The organism is Moraxella sp. K127, assembly GCF_015223095.1.
GTDB lineage: Bacteria > Pseudomonadota > Gammaproteobacteria > Pseudomonadales > Moraxellaceae > Moraxella.
Window position 1 is genome coordinate 1 of the sequence record NZ_JADFBZ010000056.1, and the last position, 17,956, is coordinate 17,956.

General features: G+C 45.3%; 16 protein-coding genes. 9 read left to right on the forward strand and 7 right to left on the reverse strand.

What is annotated here, in order from left to right; all coding sequences use genetic code 11:
- The first annotated feature begins 122 nt into the window (after positions 1-122).
- Positions 123-410, forward strand: a complete 288-nt coding sequence (locus tag IM753_RS11050; protein ID WP_065255982.1) for a hypothetical protein — start codon at positions 123-125, stop codon at positions 408-410.
- 40 nt (positions 411-450) lie between these two features.
- Here IM753_RS11050 and IM753_RS11055 read toward each other — a convergent pair whose 3' ends face one another.
- The 7 genes from IM753_RS11055 to IM753_RS11085 all read right to left on the reverse strand — a co-directional run bounded on the left by IM753_RS11055 (position 451) and on the right by IM753_RS11085 (position 9,651).
- A complete protein-coding gene (locus IM753_RS11055; RefSeq protein WP_065255983.1) occupies positions 451-1,173 on the reverse strand; it encodes an NBR1-Ig-like domain-containing protein in 723 nt (240 codons plus the stop codon).
- Between the two features lie 207 nt (positions 1,174-1,380).
- A complete protein-coding gene (locus IM753_RS11060; RefSeq protein WP_194109293.1) occupies positions 1,381-2,832 on the reverse strand; it encodes an ABC transporter ATP-binding protein in 1,452 nt (483 codons plus the stop codon).
- 2 nt (positions 2,833-2,834) lie between these two features.
- Positions 2,835-3,632, reverse strand: coding sequence for an ABC transporter permease (locus IM753_RS11065; RefSeq protein ID WP_065255985.1), 798 nt, complete (start codon positions 3,630-3,632; stop codon positions 2,835-2,837).
- A 346-nt stretch (positions 3,633-3,978) separates the two neighbouring features.
- A complete protein-coding gene (locus IM753_RS11070; RefSeq protein WP_194109294.1) occupies positions 3,979-4,914 on the reverse strand; it encodes an ABC transporter permease in 936 nt (311 codons plus the stop codon).
- A gap of 115 nt (positions 4,915-5,029) precedes the next feature.
- On the reverse strand, positions 5,030-6,193 hold the full coding sequence (locus IM753_RS11075) for a serine endopeptidase (protein ID WP_194109295.1): 1,164 nt from the start codon (positions 6,191-6,193) through the stop codon (positions 5,030-5,032).
- 120 nt (positions 6,194-6,313) lie between these two features.
- On the reverse strand, positions 6,314-7,876 hold the full coding sequence (locus IM753_RS11080; protein WP_194109296.1) for an ABC transporter substrate-binding protein: 1,563 nt from the start codon (positions 7,874-7,876) through the stop codon (positions 6,314-6,316).
- Between the two features lie 491 nt (positions 7,877-8,367).
- On the reverse strand, positions 8,368-9,651 hold the full coding sequence (locus IM753_RS11085) for an acetyl-CoA C-acetyltransferase (RefSeq protein ID WP_194109297.1): 1,284 nt from the start codon (positions 9,649-9,651) through the stop codon (positions 8,368-8,370).
- A 227-nt stretch (positions 9,652-9,878) separates the two neighbouring features.
- Here IM753_RS11085 and IM753_RS11090 point away from each other — a divergent pair, with 227 nt between their 5' ends.
- From IM753_RS11090 to bfr (IM753_RS11125), 8 genes are all read left to right on the forward strand, one after another.
- The gene (locus IM753_RS11090; protein ID WP_194109298.1) at positions 9,879-11,237 is read left to right on the forward strand and encodes a 3-oxoacyl-ACP reductase; all 1,359 of its coding nucleotides are present in this window, start codon (positions 9,879-9,881) and stop codon (positions 11,235-11,237) included.
- A 122-nt stretch (positions 11,238-11,359) separates the two neighbouring features.
- A complete protein-coding gene (locus tag IM753_RS11095) occupies positions 11,360-12,235 on the forward strand; it encodes a MaoC/PaaZ C-terminal domain-containing protein (protein WP_065255991.1) in 876 nt (291 codons plus the stop codon).
- 751 nt (positions 12,236-12,986) lie between these two features.
- Positions 12,987-13,640, forward strand: a complete 654-nt coding sequence (locus IM753_RS11100; RefSeq protein ID WP_065254935.1) for a hypothetical protein — start codon at positions 12,987-12,989, stop codon at positions 13,638-13,640.
- Between the two features lie 100 nt (positions 13,641-13,740).
- The gene (locus tag IM753_RS11105) at positions 13,741-14,988 is read left to right on the forward strand and encodes a serine hydrolase (protein WP_065254936.1); all 1,248 of its coding nucleotides are present in this window, start codon (positions 13,741-13,743) and stop codon (positions 14,986-14,988) included.
- A 117-nt stretch (positions 14,989-15,105) separates the two neighbouring features.
- Positions 15,106-16,038 (forward strand): branched-chain amino acid transaminase, encoded by a 933-nt coding sequence (locus tag IM753_RS11110; protein ID WP_029102826.1) that lies wholly within the window; start codon positions 15,106-15,108, stop codon positions 16,036-16,038.
- Positions 16,039-16,254: 216 nt separating this feature from the next.
- Positions 16,255-16,449: a bacterioferritin-associated ferredoxin gene (locus tag IM753_RS11115; protein ID WP_062501173.1), complete on the forward strand. Its 195-nt coding sequence runs from the start codon at positions 16,255-16,257 to the stop codon at positions 16,447-16,449.
- A gap of 423 nt (positions 16,450-16,872) precedes the next feature.
- Complete coding sequence (gene bfr / locus IM753_RS11120) at positions 16,873-17,367, forward strand: bacterioferritin (RefSeq protein WP_062501171.1); 495 nt, start codon at positions 16,873-16,875, stop codon at positions 17,365-17,367.
- Between the two features lie 96 nt (positions 17,368-17,463).
- Positions 17,464-17,937, forward strand: a complete 474-nt coding sequence (gene bfr / locus IM753_RS11125; RefSeq protein ID WP_062501169.1) for a bacterioferritin — start codon at positions 17,464-17,466, stop codon at positions 17,935-17,937.
- Positions 17,938-17,956 lie beyond the last annotated feature (19 nt).

A 17,956-nucleotide genomic window follows, 5' to 3' on the forward strand; every position in this document is an offset into this window, starting at 1 on the left:
GGGTTTGCCCTTTATTTTTTATCAAATAGTTATGGATTTTAATATTTAGACGTGTGGGTGAATCATATTTACCCCAATGACTGTAATTTAAAACAAGCCGATAATTTAAATAAACCAAAAACATGACAAAATTTTTACGTTTTCTGCAAGGCATTAGCTGGGCGGCACTCATCATGCTTGGGGTGTATCTGTGGATATTTGATTGGGGTGTGGGCTATCTGGCACTTACCGCCATCATCGCAGGCGTGCTAACATATCTGCAAAGCAAAAACATCATCAAAGGGCAAGGCGTTGCATGGATGGCGATAGCGGTGCTATTTGGTTTGCATATCTGGGCGTGTTACGAGCTACACGCCCACAAAGCACGCCATGATACAGGCGAGCGGTGGTCACAGTATGGGGCGTTGTGATATTTATCGCATTTATCAGCTTTATCAGCTTTATCAGCTTTTAGCTCTGATGAGTAATGAGTTGTGATACCCCCAAAGTCTGCACCAAGATTAGCGTGGATAAGCCGATGCCATCGCCAAAACAATAATTGCCATGCTCATCGGTCATCTTCCAATAAGAGATGTATTGCCCTGATGTGCTGGGCGTGATGAATTCAACTGAGAGTGTGATACATTCGCCAGGGTGTGTTGTGGGGATGGCGATTTGATTGGTTAGGGGTGTGAAATGATAGTCGGCAGATGTTTGATTGTTGGGATAGATAATGTCTGTTTTGGGGTTTTGACAGGTCAAAAAACGATTTTGCCACACGGTGCGTCCCACATTTTGAATCGTCCAGCTTTTGACAAATCGGGTGTTGGGAGCGATGAGCAGACCATCAGGCGGTGCTTCGGTAACAAAAGCACTGGCATCTAATTTGCCTGCATGAGTGCTGTTGGTAAAGTGCTGTTTTGGAATGATGGCATTAATCGTGCCAACATCAAAATCCGCCCATTTCATCTGCAATAATATCTGTGGGTGTACGCCCATCGCCCGTGCCAGACTGATGATTTGACTCATGCGGGCATCTTTGGTAGGGTCTAATAAGGCATAGAGTGTGGCTTTGGCAAGCCCAGCGTTACTGGCCAGTCGTTCCATGCTAACGTCGTGCTGTGAGCAGTACTGACGAACATAAACGCCCAAGTTGGACATGAGTTTAGGGCAGGGTTGCTTATGCTGGGTCATATAAGATACCAAATAAAAGAATGATTAAAACATCTGTAACATAACTTTTTATCCTATAATAAATATGACACAAAAAGCAACAAAAATACACGTTATTTTTAAAAATCGTCAGAATTTTGAACGATGTTGTTTTTAAATCATTTCTCCTTGTCTATTTTGAAAAATAAATAATTTAACATCATCGTCTATCGCACGCCCATTTATTCATCAACCCCTTTTATAATCCGTCAAATCCACCACCGTATCACAATAATACCGTGTCAAATCGTGGTCGTGGCTCACCATAACCAGCGTACAGTTTTGGGTGCGACAGGCGTGCGTGAGTAGGTCTAGTGTGGTTTTTTGGGTAATGGGGTCTAGGCGGTTGGTAACTTCATCGGCAAACAGTAGTACAGGCTTCATCATCAAGGCTCGCATGATAGCAATGCGTTGAAGCTCGCCCCCAGAGACACTTTCGCTCGTGCGGTGTAGTAGGTCGGGGTGGAGCTGTAAGGCGGTCATGAGCGGGGCGATTTGGCTTTTATCAAGGTTGTGGCGTTTGACCACGTCATCGATGAGCGTGCCAAGTTTGATGTTTTGAGCAAAAGCGGACGGTGGGTCTTGGTAGAGTTTTAGCACTTGGTGGCGTTTGGGCTTGGTGTGCCATGTCATCACCCCTTTGGATGGGGTGATAAGACCGCAAATGGCGTCCCCCAGCGAGCTTTTGCCAATGCCACTATCGCCGATGAGTCCCACCGCTTGCCCTGCGTGGAGCGTGATGTTTAGCCCACTAAACAGCTCTTTGTTGCCACGACTGATAGCCACGTCTTTTAGGGTCAAAAGGGGCGTTTCAGTGGGAGCGATGTCCGCCTTTGTCCATGTGGCAGGGTTGGCACTCATCAGCTCTTTGGCGTAGTCGGATTTGGGATTTTGTAGGACGTCGGTGGCTTGCCCTTGCTCCAAGAGTTTGCCTTTTTTCATGACCATAAGCAGGTCATTATCGCCACTTAGGCGGTTAGCCACTTCGATGTCATGCGTGATAGTCAAAAGGCAACCGCCTTGTTTGGCGACTTGGGCGAGCATGTCCACGACAGCGATTTTATTGGTGTGGTCAAGCCCTTTGGTGGGTTCATCGGCGATGACCATATACGCCCCGCTCACGGTGGCAGACGCAAAGGACGCACGTTGTGCCATGCCCCCTGACAGCTCATGCGGATAGTAGTCTTTGGCATGGGCTAGCGAGAGTTGCTCTAAGGTGCGTAAGGTGGTGTCTTTGGCGGTGGTGTTATCGGCTCGTTTGACAAAATGTAGGCTCTCCCAAATCTGGCGAAACACTGTCATGGTGGGGTCAAGCGAACGCACCGGCTCTTGGGGGAGCATGGTCAAATCACGTCCCCACAGCTTGGCAAATTGATGTTCATCAAGTTCGCCTTGTTCGTCATGGAGTGTTTTGCCGTTGATGAGAATTTGCCCTTTGACCGTCAAGCCCTTAGGCAATGCCCCCATAATCGCTTGGGCAAGTAGGCTTTTGCCCGAGCCTGTCTCGCCTAAGATGGTCAAATTTTGTCCCTTTTGTATGCCAAGGCTAATGGGCTCAACCAAGGTAGCACCGTCTGTGGTGTGGACGGATAAGTTGTTGATTTGGATTAAAATATCTGGTGATGTTTGGGTGTTTTGCATGATTAGCCGTCCTGTTTGCCTGATAATAATTGAAAAGAAAGCACGAGTAAAAACACGGTGATAATCGGCAAAAAGAACACCAAAGGAGCTTCATAATAATAAGGAAATAGTTCGGTCATCATCAGACCCAGCTCGGCGGTCGGTGGTTTAAGACCGACATTGACAAAGCCGAGCGTGGCAAGGGCTAGCACCGCATTACCCGCCCCAAATGCCGAGAGCGTCCACATGACAGGGGCGAGCCGTGGCAGATAGTGGCGTTTGATGATGTACCACAGCCCCATGTCCATGAGTGTACTGGCTTGTACTTCGCTTGATTTGCGTAGGTTTAGGCTCATCGCACGGGTCATCTTAAAAAACTCCACCCACATGACCAGCGACACGCCCAGATACAGCGACCAAAAACTGTTAGGGGCGATAGATGCAAACAGCAGGATAAACAATAAACCAGGCAATGCCATGATACAATCACAGATAAAGTTAAAAAACTTATCCAAAATCCCCCCAAAAATCCCCGCCAGCAAGCCAAACAGTAGCCCAAAGATGAGCGACACCCCCACCGAGCCGATAATGAGCGAGAAAGACAGGCGAATGGCGGACGCCAACCGTGCCATCATATCACGCCCCAAATGGTCGGTGCCAAAGGGGTGTTCGCCACTGGGGGCAGATAGGATAACATCTAGGTTTTGCAGTGCCATGTCATAGGGACGTACGAGCGGACTGCCATAGGCAAAGCCAAGTAGTACCACTAAGATGACAAGTCCGATAAGCTGAGCAGGCGTGAGTTTTTTTAGTATGTTCATATAAATCATTAACCAGTAAAATTATCATCTGATAAATCGTGGGTTGGCGGTGTTTTTTGTAACTTGATAAAACCTTGATAAGTTGGCGTGTTTGTCATGATAATGCCACGTTGTTTTTAAAATTTATAATCATTTAACTTCAAAATACACCATTGGCAGTAAGGTGCGTATCACGCAACAATAAGATTTTTCCTTCAAAAGGTGTGTGGTACGCCACCCTAAAAATGTCTTATTAAAAAATGTGGCATTGGTGTAAATTGGCGTTAATTTGCTATAAAAAACAAAAGCTGATTTATCAATTTATCAATTTATTAAAAATTAAAAATTAAAAATTAAAAAGCCCATGCTATTGCACCCCAAAACGTGGGTCTATGAGCCGATTGATGATGTCAAGCACCGTATTTAGCACGACAAACAACGCCCCCATGACCAACGCCGAGCCTTGTATCATTGGTATGTCTCTGGCGATGATAGCATGGACTAGGGCATGACCGATACCCGGCCATGCAAACAGGCTCTCCACGATAACCACGCCTTCGATGAGATAAATAAGCTGTACACCATGATAAGCAACAATGGGAATGGCAAGGTTACGCACGCCATGCCGCCTAAATGCTTGCCAAGGGGTTAGCCCTTTTAATTTGGCAAATTCATAATAAGTGGCACTAAACACCGCCACTGCCGCATTACGACTGACCCGAATGGACACTGCCGACAGACCCAAGGCAAGCGTGAGAGCAGGTAGGGCGTAGTTAATTGGTTTGCCGTAGCCAATGGCAGGTAGCCATTTTAATTGCACTGCAAAAATGGTAATGAGTAGCACGCCAATGATAAAGGCAGGGGCAGAGCGGAGCAAGGTGGCGATAAATAAGGTAAAACGGTCAAAGACGCCATTAGGTCGCAGGGCGGAGAGTATGCCTATCGGTGGGGCGATGATGAGTGAGATGACCAAAGCAACAAAAGCCAGCGACAGCGTGTGTCCAAACTGGTGGGCTATCTCGTCCCACACGCTTGCCCCACTGACGAGCGAATTACCCAAATCCAAGCGGAGCAAGTCGCCAAACCATGCTATATACTGCTCATACCACGGCAAATCAAGCCCGAGCTCGGCTCGTACTTGGTCGGCAGAGCTTGCGGTGACTTGGTCGTAGCCATAGCGAGATGCAGCGATACGATATGCCATGTCGCCGGGCAGGCTTCGCATCAGAACAAAGGTCAAGGTACCGACCGACCAGACGACTAGGAGCAGTTGGATAAGCCGTGATGTGAGTAGTTTTAGCATGGTAGTAGTGATAAGAAAAATTGGGCTATTATAATTTTTATTGATAATAAAAGCAAATGTAATAACATAATATTTTTAAAATAGACAGCCCCACGCACAGTATGGGGTTTGTTGTTTATGCTTGGGTGGGCGGAGTATCTGGATTTATCACAGGGGTAAAAACCTGTTCGTCCGAACGTTCCGCACGACTTGCCAAACCGCATTTAAAGCAATAATGATTAAAGGTGCTTTTGCGAGTGGTGCAATTTGGGCAATATTCAAACAAATGTATCCCACAATGCGGACAAAAATCCAAATCGGTGTTGTTAAAATCCAGCGAGCGTTCACAGCTTGGGCAAATACCCTTGCCGATTTTGATGTGGGCTTCATCATAATCCATGTGTTGTTGGCGTTCGTTGCTGGATAGGGCTTCTTCGACTCGTTTGCGTTCTAGGTAGGCATTCATCGCCCCAATGGCGTATTTGCCGATGACCACCGTTACGATAATCCCCACGCCATAGCGAACATAACCGCCATAGTTGGGTAGATACGGCACAAGCTCCACAAAAAACACAAATAAGGCAAAAAACGCAAAGCCCCATACAAACGGCCATGCGTTGGTGTGGCGATAGCGTTTAAACAGATAACCTGCCAATAATAGCAGTGGCAAGGTAATCATCAAACGATAAATAAATACCTGCAATTCGGTGCGGTTATTGTGGCGGTTATAGCCGTCCATAGCGTCCGCTTCCATGAGCATGATTTGGTTTTCGATATTCTCCACCGTCTGCCGTCTGTCTAATTGGCGTTTTTCTATGGCGGACAGCTCGCCTTGCAGGGCTTGCTCTTGGGCTTTTAATTCGTCAAGCTCGCTGGTGCGTTTGATGACTTCGGGATTTTGGTCGGATTGCTCGGTAACAGAGCGTGTGGCAAGCCAGTTTTCAAAGGTCTCACGGGCATTGATGTTTTCGGTTTGTTTTTGGGTTAGCTCGTGGCTTTTTTGTTCCCATTCGTGGGTGATGTCTTGCTCTTTTTGTTCGGCTTGGGTCAGTTCGTCTTTTAGGCGGTCATAGGCAGGGCGGTCGGCGACAAAGTCAGACAGCTCCACAAAATCGGTGCTAATCATCGGCAAATCCGCCACGATTTTGCTACCCAATCCAATCAAAAAGCCGGCAAAAATCATCGCCACAATCCACAAAAAGACATTAAACCATTTTTTAGGTTGTCGCCCTGCGGTTTTGGCTTTGGGCGTGGGCTTGAATTTGGCTTTACCTTTTTTGTTCACGTTCTGTTCACTCATGATAAGCTCCAATGATGACAAAAATGACGAAATGATAAGGGTGTGTGGTTTTTAAAATTTTAAACAAAATTTGCAACATTGACAACATAAAAAAGACCGCATAACACGGTCTTTATGGGCTTACCATTTAAGCTGATTTAGGTTATATTTACGCTCAAAGGGGTCAAGGGTCAAGCCTTGTAGCGACTTGTGAGCGGACGCACTTTGTTGGTAGTACACGACAGGGATAAGTGGACGCTCATCTGCCAAAATGGTGGCGACTTGTTTTTTGAGTTCATCTCGCTTGGCATCATCAGTCGTGGTGGCGATGTCATGTAAGACTTGGGTAAGCGTAGGGTTTTGGTAATTCATCACGCCCCAGTCGCTGCCTTGTGGGCTTAGGTCGGATTGTAGTGAAGCTAGCGGGTCTGGGGTGTTGCCGTAGTTACGAGCGTACAGAGCCATTTGCAGTGAGCCGTCTTGATGAGCTTTGGGAATCTCTGATGAGTTGGTGATATTAACTTGTAAATCCACGCCGATTTTACGCCATTGGTCTTGTAAGGCGGTGGCGATAAGCGGTAACTCTGGGCGATCAGAGAACGTGATGAGCGATATGGTAAAGGGCTTACCGTCTTTTTGTAGCACGCCATTTGCCCCTTCACTAAAGCCGTTGGCGAGCAATTTGGCTTTAATGGTAGGATAATCAGGGGCGGATTTTGCCACGCCTGCCTGCCAACCGCCAAACATGGGCGGTAGTAGCTCATACGCCCCCGCATCGCCAATGCGTAGCACCGATTTGGCAATGGCTTCACGGTCTATGGCATCAGATAGGGCTTGGCGGGTGGTCTTATCGGCAAAGAGCGGATTGGCGATGTTCATCTTAATGGCAATGGTGCGAGCGAGTGTTTGGGTTGCCACTTGTAGGTCGCTGTTGTTTTGTAGGCGTTTTAGGCTGGCACTGTCTAGGGTGTACACCAAATGGTCATCGCCACTTTCTACGAGCAGAGTACGGGTCTCACTGCGAGAATTGGCAAGGTAGTTAATGCGATTAATGTGAGCTTTTTGTCCCCAATAGTCGGCATAAGCGGACTGCTCAATCTTTTGTGGTGGCTCAACTTTATCCGCCCGATACGCCCCTGTGCCGATGATTTTGGTGGCTTGCCCTTTGTCATCAAAGGATGCTGGGGCTAGGATAATGGCGGTGGCGTGTGCCAAATAGGACGGCAGGGTGGTCAAAGGCTCTGCAAGAGTGAACTCTACGGTTTTATCATCAACTGCCTTGATAAGCTCGATATTGGCACTTTCTAGGGCGGTGGGCTTATTTAGGGCAAGTGTTAGGCTGTTTACCACTTCTTTGGCAGTCATGGGCGTGCCGTCATGGAATTTGACATCATCACGCAACGTAAATACCCATGTTTTGCCGTTGTCGGCGGTTTCCCACTTTTCGGCTAGGGCAGGGATAATCACCCCTTTGTCGTCCACGTCCACGAGCGTCTCGCCAATACCCATACGCTGATAAACAAAGCCTGATGTGCTGGGGTCGGCATTGGTAATCTCCCAAGGGGTAACGACCGTGAGTGTCTTATCGCTCGTGGCAGGCGTGGCGTTGTCTGTGGCGGTAGTCGCCTTGTCGTCATTACCGCAGGCGGTCAAGGCAAGGGCGGTGGCAAGTGAGCAGGCTAGGGCGGTGTATTTAAAAGTCATGATAAAATCCTAAGGTCAGCCAAATGGCAAAAAGTAAGCTATGTTATTATATAACTTACAAAAATACAAGCCACTTATAAATAAAAAAATCAACAAGCGTTGTCAATGAATGAATTTTTTTAGGGTAAATGCGTGGGGGATTGACTTAAATTTTTTAAAAATTATTTAACATAATCCTATTTTTCTTAAAGCTTTATAAGGGAAAATTCCAAATTTTCCAATTTCCCCACTTTACCAATTTTTAATTTCTTCTAATTTCCCAAACCCAAACCCCCATTTCACTTTATATCAAATTTATTTAACATAATCCATTTTGGTTAGCAAATTATTAAAATGGCAAAAATTAAAATTTAAACACACCATTATTTACCATAGAAAATTGAAAAATTCGTTGTTGGGTAATTATTTAAAATGGTGGGGGAATTGCAATAAACCAAAAACCCTAATCCATGACAGATTGGGGTTTTGTGTTAGGGTAATTTTTGGTTTGATTAACGTTCTAAAATACAAGTGACGCCTTGACCGCCGGCGGCACAGATAGAAATCAAGGCACGCCCTGAACCTTTTTGGGCGAGTAGTTTGGCGGCGGTTGCCAAGATACGTCCGCCTGTGGCAGCAAAGGGGTGTCCTGCGGCAAGGCTTGACCCATTGACATTGAGCTTACTGCGGTCAATGCTACCTAATGGCTTATCTAATCCCAAGCGGTTTTTGCAGAAGTTTTCATCTTCCCAAGCAGTCAGAGTAGAGAGTACCTGACTGGCGAAGGCTTCATGAATTTCATAAAAATCAAAGTCTTGCAAGGTCAGACCAGCACGAGCGAGCATTTTTGGTACGGCATAGGCAGGTGCCATAAGCAGTCCTTCGGTCAGTCCATTTTTACCCACAAAGTCCACCGCCGCCGTTTGTTGGTGAGTGATGTAGGCAAGCGGTTCAAAACCGTGTTGGCTTGCCCAGTCATCACTAGCAAGTAGCACGCAAGACGCACCGTCAGTCAGTGGCGTGGAGTTACCTGCGGTCATGGTTGGGTTGGCGTTACGCTTACCAAAGGCAGGTTTTAGCGTGGCAAGTTTATCCAGCGTGGTGTCTGCACGCAAGTTATTATCACGGTTTAGTCCTTTATAGGGGGTCATCAAATCATCAAAAAATCCTGTATCATACGCACGAGCCAGATTTTGATGGCTGTTAAATGCCAGCTCATCTTGGGCTTCACGGCTGATGTTCCATTCTAGGGCGGTGATGGCTTGGTGTTCGCCCATAGATAGGCGAGTGCGTGGCTCACCATTGGCAGGGAATGCCAGTAGGTCTTTGGGGTTGATGTGAGTTAGGGCGGTTAGGCGAGCTTTGGCGGTTTTGGCGTTATTGATGGCAAGCAAGGGCTTACGAATGCCGTCCCCGAGTGCAATCGGTGCGTCCGATGTCGTGTCCGTCCCGCCTGCGATACCGCTGTCGATGATACCCAGTGCGATTTTGTTGGCAACGGCAAACGTGGCTTGCAGACCTGTGCCACACGCCTGCGAGATGTCATAGGCAGGGGTCGTGGGCGATAGGGCGGTGTTTAGCAGGGCTTCACGGGTTAGGTTCAAATCACGGCTATGCTTTAAGACCGTGCCAGCAACCACTTCGCCAATCTCTTTGTCCGCCAAATCAAAGCGAGCAACCAAACCGTCCAATGCCGATGAGAGCATATCAATATTACTGGCGTCTGCGTACGCACCATTTGAGCGAGCAAAGGGAATGCGGTTTCCGCCAAGAATGGCAACTTTTTTGATGGTCATGACTTATCCTTAATGAAATGAATTGATAAAGGTAAAAGGCTGATTTAGCTTATCCTAGCTTATCATCATTTGACTTAAAAGGGAAAATGTTTTTTGCTTTCTTAACTAATTTTTTGTTATTTATTTAAAATTTATAACTTATTTTTATAATAGAGAAAATTTTGTGCCAACATTTATTTTTGTGCTAGAATGGGGCTTATCGTATTGACAAACAAAAGGATACTCCTATGAGCGACCGTTATGGTGAATTGGTGCAATCAGGTTTGGGTAGAACTGTTGCAAAAAATCTAGGTTTACCCACACCCATTAAACTTGACCGCTTTGAAGTGGGTCAGCCTGTGGTGCGTGGCGAAGTGGCATTTGGGGCGGTTGGCAACAGCGATGTGAGTCGTTGCGTGAACGAGATTTTGACCGCATTGGACGCCAAAATCACCACTAATGATAAGCTAGATGACCGCCTAACGGACGAGAACGTGCGTTTTAAAGTGGCGATTTTTGATGTAACCAACATCAAAGACACGGACGGCTTGAAGGCGGTGTATGAATTTTTTCATAAAATCGCCCGCCGTATCAAACCGTCTGGTCGGATTGTGCTGATTGCTCGTCCGTCTTGCTGTACAGGTACGGACATTGATTTTGCTTTGGCACAACGGGCGGTGTTGGGATTTGTTAAATCAGTCGCCAAAGAGTTCAAAAAAGGCATTACCGCCAATGTGTTATACACCCAAGTCGGTGCCGAAAAGCACCTAGACCACGCCTTACGATTTTTTATGTCGGCAAAATCGGCATATGTGTCAGGGCAGGCGGTCTATATCAAGGATAATGGCGATGAGCTATCATTGGTCGATTTTGACGAAACCAAACCCCTAAAAGGCAAAAAAATCCTAGTAACAGGGGCAAGTCGTGGCATTGGTGAGTCGGTTGCCAAAGTGTTGGCACGAGACGGGGCAGAGCTGTACTGCTTGGACGTGCCTGCGTCGTTGGCAGATTTACAAAAAGTTGCGGGCAATTTGGGCGGTCATGCCTTACCACTGGACATCACCCAAACGGACGCTGGCGAGCAGATTTTAAAGGCGTGTGGCATGCTGGACGGCGTGGTGCATAACGCCGGCGTTACTCGTGATAAGACCCTAGCCAACATGAGTGCTGATAAGTGGGATTTGGTGCTAAACATCAACCTAAAAGCCATTAGCACCATTAATAGCTACTTACTTGCCAATAACGGCTTGTCCGAGTCGGCTCGTATCGTCTGCGTGTCTAGTATTTCAGGCATTGCCGGCAATCTGGGGCAAACCAACTACGCCATGAGTAAGGCAGGGGTTATCGGTCTGGTTGAAGCAACCGCCAAGAGCCTAGACGGTTCGGCACGCCGTATCAATGCAGTCGCCCCTGGATTTATCGAGACCAAGATGACCGGTGCCATTCCCTTTGCCATTCGTGAAGCTGGTCGCCGTATGAACTCGATGAGTCAAGGCGGTGAGCCTGTGGACGTGGCAGAGACGATATCGTGGCTACTGTCGCCAAAAGCGTCAGGGCTTAATGGCAACGTGGTGCGTGTGTGCGGTCAAAGCGTGCTTGGGGCGTGATTTTATTCATTGGTAAATTTTGATGTGAAATATATCAGCCGTACACTTGTACATTTTTGATTTACATTCCCCCAAAAATCCATTAAAATTTACCAAAATTATTCTATATTTAAAGGTATGATATGGCAGAACAAAATTTTAAAGAATTGCCAAAAATGCACACCACTTACGCCAACGTTATCAAAAGTTTGATTCCGCATGGCGACAACCGAGCAGGAGCATTGCCTGATTCGGTGTATGCAGTGGACAAACTCGCCATTGACCAGAACAATTTGCGAGACTATCGGCGAATCTGTGGGTTTATTGATGATGGGCGTGTACCGCCAACGTATTTTGCGGTGCTGTCGCAGACGTTGCAGATGAACATGATGGCAAAGCCTGATTTTCCTTTTGCCATGCTTGGGCTGGTGCATTTAGAAAACAGTGTTACGCAGTATCGTCCGATTTTTGATACCGAAACGGTCAAGATGAGCGTGCGACTTGATAACCTAACCCCCCATGACAAGGGGCAGACCTTTGATTTTATCACCGAAGTGCATATCGATGATGAGCTGGTATGGCAGGGGACATCAACCTATCTGTCTCGCCAAAAAAAGCCCAAGGAAGAACGCACGGTCAAATCTGTGCCTGAGAGCGTGGCACGCTTAGAGCCTGATGACAATGGTTGGGCGGAGCTGATTAATATCCCAGAAGACATCGGACGGCGGTATGCGTTCGTGTCGGGGGATTTTAACCTAATCCATTTGCACCCCTTATCGGCTCGGGCGTTTGGCTTTCCTAAGGCAATCGCTCATGGTATGTGGTCAAAGGCGGCGAGCATTGCTCAATTTTATGACTTGCCAAAGGCCTACCGAGTGGACGTGTCATTTAAAACGCCCATTTTCTTGCCGTCCAAGATTGACTTTGTGGCACGCCAAGAGAGCGATGGGCGAGCCTTTGCCCTGTATGCGGCAGGCACGGAAAAACCGCATTTACTCGGTAAAATTACGTTTTTATGATGGGTGAAAAAAGAACAGGGCAGATGGTCTGCCTTGTTTTTTGGTTTTTTGGGATTGAAATTTTATGGAAATTTTTTTCTTATTATCAAAGAGTTTGCAGAAAAAATATTTAATAAATAAAATTTTCTATTTAAAAGGTGCGTGTTACGCACCCTACCATACTATTTTGTGTAGTTAGGGTATAATCTTTATATGTCAAAAATATTCTATCATGAAGAATGGGCGAACACTGCCTCTCTTTTGGGGTTGATTCTTTATCCAGTAGTCATTATTGCCATGCTTATGTCGAACCATTATGGCTATTCTGAATTTAAACTAAAAAGTTATAATAAATTTTTCCTCTTCTTCTCGTGTGGTTATATGGTGGTTTTTGTTAAAATTGATGAATTTTTTAAGAAAAAATATGTCAATCAAGATCTGATAAAAACAGATGATAAGTACGAATATAAAGATCAATACCCAATATTCATGGCAATATTATATTGGCTGTTTTGTTTCTTTCAATCAGCTTTCGTGCCTGCTATGCTTTTAACATTTGTATTACTATACTCCAAATAAATACACTCAACAAACCACAAAATCACCACACACCCCCATGTTCCAAAACAACTCATCTAAATCATCAGTATGGTAGGGTGCGTAATACGCACCCTACCATACTGAGTATGTCTTTTTTATTTTTATTGAGTGTAAATTTGAGTTCAAAAGGGTGAGGTTTATAAAATTGCTGTTTTTTTATGGAAAAACAAAAATGTTTAAAAAACCCTTATCATTTATTTTAATATCATCACTACTATTATTGGGTTGTGATTTTAGACCTGCTCATAAAGTCATAGAATATCAAGAGGAGGTAAAACTATCCGATGGTAGTTTTATATGGGTGGATATTAAAAGACATTATAGATTGGCAGGAGAACCTTTTCAAAAAGCAAACTATTTACCCAGTATTGTAGAGATTAGTTGGGATACGGGGTTTCCTAATGTGGGTAGGCAGTCATTATCATTTGTAGATGATATTTATTTGCTTGACAAGATAGATGGCAAATGGTATGTCATTGGAAATACCTATGGACAAGCTTATGATTTTGATAATTCTAAGTTGCATAATTGCGTAACAAGCGGTACTTATACGCCAAGAATGCACATATCACCAATATGTCTTGTTGTTCTTGATGAGAAAGGTAAATATCAACAAATGTCAAAGGGTATTGTGACAGATGTTACTTTCAATATTCTAAGAGTTCGTTTTATAGATACCCTAAGCAAACCGCCTACTGAATTAAATAATCAAAAGTTAATTTGGCAACAAAAACTTGATTTGCAACAACATCAACCTGAATTTTCACGCAACATAGGCAAAACTTACCAAGCCTATTATGACCCTAAGGAGTATGGTTATGAATAATACAGATGTATCAAAGAATGCAGTGTATGCTATCTTGTAGATTTTGAATTTTCCCCCAAATTCTTATACAATAAGCCATTTTTATCATTAGGTACAGACCATGTGGCAAGATTTTCCCGAACTGCTTTCTAAATTACAATTTGACGACTCGCCTGCCGGTGGCTCACTGGTCATCACTCACAAAGGCGAGACGGTGGTAAACACCGCCATAGGGCAAGCCTTGCCACACCAAGACTGGCACGCCCACACACTATCGGTAAATTTCTCTATCGGCAAAGGCGTGATGGCGACCCTTGTGGCGGTGCTGGTCTCAAAGGGGCTACTAGACTATGATACGCCCATTAGTTCGTATTGGGCGGAGTTTGGGGTAGGGGGCAAAGAGCATATCACGCCACGCCACATCTTGACCCACACCGCAGGGCTGTTTAACATCACCACGCTCACCCATGACACCGATGAGCTGACCGACTGGCAGACGATGACCGCCAAAGTCGCCCAAATGTCGCCTGACACCCCCAAAGGGCAGGACGAACAGGGCTATGGCAGTGCGTATAGTGCGTTGGTTTCGGGGTGGATTTTGGGGGGATTGGTGGAGCGTATATCGGGATTACCCTTGCAACACGCCCTAGATGAATACCTTGCTACGCCCTTAGGCATACAGGGCGAGCTGTATTATGGACTACCTGCCGATAAGCTAGGGCAAGTTGCCAAGCCAGTGCGGTATTTTGATGGCACGCCCACCACCAAACGCAAACCAACCCTAAAACCTGACACCCCAGAGATGTTGGCGGTCTATGCAGGGCTTGACATCACGCCATTGTGGGCGGATAAAGCAGAGACGCTTGGTACATCTGGCATTAATAAGCTGTATTTTGACACCGCCAAGATGAACCTTGTCAATTATAAAAACGCACTCATGCCAAACGGACGTGATGGCGTGGAATATCATCATGATAAGGTGTTGCAAGCGGTCATTCCTGCCGCCAATGGGGTCTCTACCGCTCACGCCCTAGCGACTATTTATGCCATGCACGCCAATGGTGGCGTATGGCAAGGGCAAACGCTCATCACGCCTGCGGTACTTGCTGACATGCGTGCGGTGCGTGTGGACGGTTTTGATGCGGTCATGCCTGCCAATATGCGGTGGCGGTCGGGTTTTCATCGCCTGTTTAGCTTGCAACACACGCCAAACGCCTACGGACACATGGGTTATAATGGCTCGGTGGCGTTCTGCGACCCTGACAGGCACTTGTCGTTTGCCTTTATTCATAATTTTGATACAACCATGCTAAATGACGTACGTCAGTTTGTACTATCAGAGACGGCAATCGCTCGCACCACGCCTTAAAAAACTATTGCAAAACGCCCAAACGGTGTTATAATCATGCGATTACTTTTATTTTATGAACGCTCTAAGTTTATAAAATAATTTTATTAAAAGCTCTTTTTTATCAAGGAAAAACTTATGAGTTTAGCAACCCAAGACGGCAAAATGTGGCTAGATGGCGAACTAATCAACCAACCTGATGCCAAAGTCCACGTTTTGACCCACAGCCTGCATTATGGTTTGGCGGTTTTTGAAGGCGTGCGTGCCTATCAGACCCCTGACGGACGTACCGCCATTTTCCGTCTGCATGAACACACCGAACGTCTGCTTAATTCTGCCAAAATTTTTCAGCTAGACGTGCGTTATAGCCATGATGAGCTGGTCAAAGCCCAAAAAGACGTGGTGCGTGAAAATGGCTTGGCGTCTGCCTATATTCGTCCGCTCATCTGGGTGGGTTCAGAAAAGCTCGGTATCGCCGCCAAAGACAATACCATTCATTCAGCCGTTGCTGCATGGCACTGGGGGGCATATCTGGGCGAAGATGGTATCAAAAATGGTATCCGTGCCAAAACATCAAGCTATACACACCATCACCCTAACGTAACCATGTGTAAGGCAAAAGCCGCCGCCAACTATCCTGTCTCTATTCTAGCCAACCAAGAAGCGACCAAAGCAGGCTATGATGAAGCCATTCTTATGGACCCACTGGGCTACGTATGTCAAGGCTCGGGCGAGAACTTATTTTTGGTGAAAAATGGCGAGCTGCATACCCCAGACCTTGCAGGCGGAGCGTTAGACGGCATTACTCGCCGTACGATTATTGAGTTCGCTCATGATTTGGGTATCAAAGTCGTAGAACGCCGTATCACTCGTGATGAGTTCTACCTTGCCGATGAGATTTTTATGACAGGCACCGCTGCCGAAGTTACCCCAATCCGTGAATATGATGACCGTGTCATCGGTAAGGGCGGACGTGGCGAGCTGACCGAAAAACTACAAACCTTGTATTTTGACGTGGTGCAAGGGCGTAATGACAAATACAAGCACTGGTTATCTTTTGTTGATGAATAATCAAATTTGATTGAGTTTTTAACAATCCCCAAGATATGATGTTTTGGGGATTTTTATTCATCAAAATTTTTAAACTTTTTTATAAAAATTATCAATTTTTGCTTGCAAATAATAATAATTATTGCTAATATAACGCCATAAGTTAATAAGAATAACCGTTCTTATTTTCGTTTAAAAAATAGCCGATCCACAACAGCATTCACCAAGGACTTCGCCATGTATGTTTGTATTTGCCATGACATCAAAGACACCCAAATCAAAACTGCCATGCTACAAGGCGTTGATAGTGTAGAAGCGTTGCAAAGTGAGCTACTGGTCGGCACTTGTTGTGGCTGTTGTATGCCAATGGTGCAGGACTTGGTTGATGAACATCATGCCAAATATGTGGCGGTAGATGCCATGGCGGTGTGATTACTGGTATTTTTTGTAAATATTTGGTAAATTTATTGCTATTATATTTCTGAATATAAGCGTCTTTGCACAATCTTAGCTAGATTAAAATTATCAATCAATAGTCATTTTCAAGTTGATAAAATTAACTAATAAGCCTTATTATTTGCAAATCATTAAAATGGTAAAAGGAATTGTCATCAATAATAAAAATAACAACATAATCAATAACTTAGCATATTTGCCAAAACCATTTTCTCCAATTCACCTAAGATGATTTCTTAGGTGAAAATTTTTGTTATTGTAATAGCCATTCTCACAGCGTAAGTCGTTCGCAGTTCCTTTGCCATACAAATACCCCCTTGTCAATCCCTATCTTTGTGCTATGATATGTCCCATACAGCATTTGCTGATTTTCCCTTTATCTAACACAGGATTTTTATCATGAAATCATCTCAAAAAGTCATTGATTATCTAAATTTCTTATTGGCGGGCGAATTGGGTGCCAGAGACCAGTATTTTATCCATTCACAAATGTACGCTGAATGGGAATTGGGTAAATTGCACGACCGCATTTATCACGAAATGGAAGACGAGACCCTACATGCACGCCTGATTATCAACCGTATCATCATGCTAGGCGGTACGCCAAATATGCAAGTGGGCGAGATTAACATCGGTGCCGATGTGCCTGCCATGCTAAAAAGCGATTTGGAGCTAGAATACACCGTGCAAGAACACCTAAAAGAAGGGATTGCTATCTGTGAAGCCGAGCGTGATTATGTAACCCGTGATATGCTCGTGCGTCAGTTAGAAGACACTGAGCAAGACCACGCCCACTGGCTAGAAAAACAACTACGCTTGATTGAGCTGATGGGATTACAAAACTACCTACAAAGCCAAAGTGCTGAGCCTAACATGGTCGGTGCCACGCACTAAGTAGGGCGATAAGGCAGAAAAAGGTAAAAAAGGGGGTGTGTATGCACCCTTTTTTAAAAAATTAAACGTTGAAATTAAAGATAAAAAGGTAATAACATGAAAGGCGATAAAGACGTTATCCGTCAGTTAAATTTGGTATTGGGTCAGTCCCTAATTGCCATTAACCAGTATTTTTTGCACGCTCGTATCGTCAAAAATTGGGGCGTGGAAGAGCTAAACGACTCATTTTTTAAGCAGTCCATTCGTGAGATGAAATGGTCAGATGAGCTGATTGAGCGGGTTTTGCTGTTAGAAGGTTTGCCAAACTTACAAGATTTGGGTAAGCTCATGATTGGCGAGACCGTAGAAGAGATTTTGGCGTGTGATTTGCGTTTGGAAAAGCGTAAACATGACGTGTTGGTAGAAGCGATTGATGTATGTACCGCCAAGCGTGATTTTGTTTCTCGTGAGCTACTCATCAAGCTAAAAGACGGCAATGAAGAATACGAAGACTGGCTAGAAACCCAGCAAGAGAAGATTGCGGACATCGGCATTCAAAACTATATCCAATTACAATCAAGCGATGATTGATAAACGGATAAACAATAAA

Coding starts and splice junctions, on each gene's coding strand:
- IM753_RS11050 (WP_065255982.1), top strand. CDS start 123: ATGACAAAATTTTTACGTTTTCTGCAAGGCATTAGCTGGGCGGCACTC.
- IM753_RS11055 (WP_065255983.1), bottom strand. CDS start 1,173: ATGACCCAGCATAAGCAACCCTGCCCTAAACTCATGTCCAACTTGGGC.
- IM753_RS11060 (WP_194109293.1), bottom strand. CDS start 2,832: ATGCAAAACACCCAAACATCACCAGATATTTTAATCCAAATCAACAAC.
- IM753_RS11065 (WP_065255985.1), bottom strand. CDS start 3,632: ATGAACATACTAAAAAAACTCACGCCTGCTCAGCTTATCGGACTTGTC.
- IM753_RS11070 (WP_194109294.1), bottom strand. CDS start 4,914: ATGCTAAAACTACTCACATCACGGCTTATCCAACTGCTCCTAGTCGTC.
- IM753_RS11075 (WP_194109295.1), bottom strand. CDS start 6,193: ATGAGTGAACAGAACGTGAACAAAAAAGGTAAAGCCAAATTCAAGCCC.
- IM753_RS11080 (WP_194109296.1), bottom strand. CDS start 7,876: ATGACTTTTAAATACACCGCCCTAGCCTGCTCACTTGCCACCGCCCTT.
- IM753_RS11085 (WP_194109297.1), bottom strand. CDS start 9,651: ATGACCATCAAAAAAGTTGCCATTCTTGGCGGAAACCGCATTCCCTTT.
- IM753_RS11090 (WP_194109298.1), top strand. CDS start 9,879: ATGAGCGACCGTTATGGTGAATTGGTGCAATCAGGTTTGGGTAGAACT.
- IM753_RS11095 (WP_065255991.1), top strand. CDS start 11,360: ATGGCAGAACAAAATTTTAAAGAATTGCCAAAAATGCACACCACTTAC.
- IM753_RS11100 (WP_065254935.1), top strand. CDS start 12,987: ATGTTTAAAAAACCCTTATCATTTATTTTAATATCATCACTACTATTA.
- IM753_RS11105 (WP_065254936.1), top strand. CDS start 13,741: ATGTGGCAAGATTTTCCCGAACTGCTTTCTAAATTACAATTTGACGAC.
- IM753_RS11110 (WP_029102826.1), top strand. CDS start 15,106: ATGAGTTTAGCAACCCAAGACGGCAAAATGTGGCTAGATGGCGAACTA.
- IM753_RS11115 (WP_062501173.1), top strand. CDS start 16,255: ATGTATGTTTGTATTTGCCATGACATCAAAGACACCCAAATCAAAACT.
- bfr (WP_062501171.1), top strand. CDS start 16,873: ATGAAATCATCTCAAAAAGTCATTGATTATCTAAATTTCTTATTGGCG.
- bfr (WP_062501169.1), top strand. CDS start 17,464: ATGAAAGGCGATAAAGACGTTATCCGTCAGTTAAATTTGGTATTGGGT.